This is a genomic window from Moorena sp. SIO4A1 (assembly GCF_010672065.1).
Taxonomy (GTDB): Bacteria; Cyanobacteriota; Cyanobacteriia; order Cyanobacteriales; family Coleofasciculaceae; genus Moorena.
Window position 1 is genome coordinate 1 of the sequence record NZ_JAAHHX010000541.1, and the last position, 1,698, is coordinate 1,698.

1 protein-coding gene and 1 pseudogene are annotated in these 1,698 nt (G+C 44.9%); one reads left to right on the forward strand and one right to left on the reverse strand.

Features of this window, described 5'->3' with window-relative positions; genetic code table 11:
* On the reverse strand, positions 1 to 319 hold a 319-nt coding region (locus F6K53_RS40380; protein ID WP_293085762.1), incomplete at its 3' end, for a hypothetical protein.
* A 326-nt stretch (positions 320 to 645) separates the two neighbouring features.
* Between F6K53_RS40380 and F6K53_RS40385 the strand changes: the two are divergent.
* Positions 646 to 1,669: pseudogene (locus F6K53_RS40385) on the forward strand (IS4 family transposase).
* Positions 1,670 to 1,698: the final 29 nt, after the last annotated feature.

Consider the following 1,698-nt stretch of genomic DNA (forward strand, 5'->3'; position numbering starts at 1 on the left):
GCTTTGCTTGCAGCCCCATTTCATACCATCCCGTGTCGGGCACGTATTGTCCCGTTTCAAGGGAGTGCATCACATTAGCCATTCTACTTCCCCATTCCCCAACCGCCTCTTCGGCGTTCCAATCCCTGTCCTCTGCATCCAATCTTCTTCTAGAACCCATCACTCTGGAGTCTTTCTTTTTTTGAGCACTTGTCCTAGAAGTAGAGTGAGAATATTTCGGTTTATAGGTATGAGTAGTGCGCATAGCTAGTTCTATTTCCCATGTACCCTTGAAGTAAACAATATCAGTCGTACCCACCGTCTTAATGGAGCGCGACATGGCACCCCTTTCTCAAACCAACTGGTATCACTCTAATATTAGTTCTCTGTTTCAAGAAATCGAGCGAGTTCGTAACTATTTATAAAACTACATAGAAGGTAAAAAAAATCTACAAACCGTTACTGAAATTGTTGACGATACTTCTGCCCTGGCTCAACTTTGTAACAAATTCCTTCTCTCCCCCTTTGAAAGGGATATCCTGCTCCTCAGTACAGGACAAAAAAGTTGAAAAGAAGAACAGGATGGGGTTTCATCAGAATTGAGGATAGCCATCAGAAACCCCATGAACCAAGAAGCGCGAATTAAAGAAAGCTCTCCAACCCCATTTGGGATGGCACGGAGCAAGAGTTTCGTTTCTTGCTCTGTTCTTGTTAGCATTGCTGAAAGTGAAAACGGTCAACCGAGCGTGAACTAGCATTGGGTTTCGAGTATTGGTTCGACCTCAGTCAAATTACAAACGACTGCAACGATTTTTTCGTGGGTTTGACTTGGACTACAAGGCGATTGGGAAAATCGTGGTCAGTTGGATGCAAATCCCCGAGCCTTGGATATTGAGTAATGACCGTACCACTTGGGAGTTGGGCAAACATTGCTACAATATTCTGACCTTAGGGATAGTCCATCAAGGAGTGGCATTTCCGGTGCTGTGGTGGATTCTTGATAAGAAAGGGAACAGTAATAGTGACGAGAGGATGAGGTTCATTGAGGAATTTTGCCAAATCTTTCCTGATGCTAGGATTTCCTTTGTGTGTGGGGATCGCGAGTTCGTGGGACAAGCCTGGGTGCGATACCTGCTACTAGAACCATCAATGGCTTTCCGATTGAGGATTCGAGCTACAGATCGGATTGAACGCAATGGGGTATCCTTGGCTGCTCGAGTGGTTTTTGCTCATCTACAGAAGGGTCAATCTCAAAGACTCAAGGGATTCTGTCGAGTTTGGGGGTGCCCCGTTAGTGTGGAAGCTCTACGTCTTGATGATGGCAAGTTGCTCGTTGTCATCAGTCCTGATGCGAGTGAAGAGCTTGTAAAAGATTATGCTTCCCGTTGGGGCATTGAGACTCTTTTTGGCATTTTCAAGACTCGTGGCTTTTGTCTCGAATCTACTCAAATGACCGTGCCAGAACGAAAGCGAAAACTTTTTGCTCTTTTAACCTTAGCTTTGTGTTGGTCGATGCTCACCGGAAAGCGTACTTCATCAGTTTCAACCTATTCCCATTAAGAATCACGGACGTAGGGCCAAGAGTCTTTTCCGTCTAGGTTTTGACCATCTGCGTCATCTTATCCTTAATCCTCAATCCCTTCATCAGTTCGACTTTCGGCAATCTTTACATTTTTTGTCCTGTACTTAGATGGATTTCGGTTTTGTGGGGGATTTTCA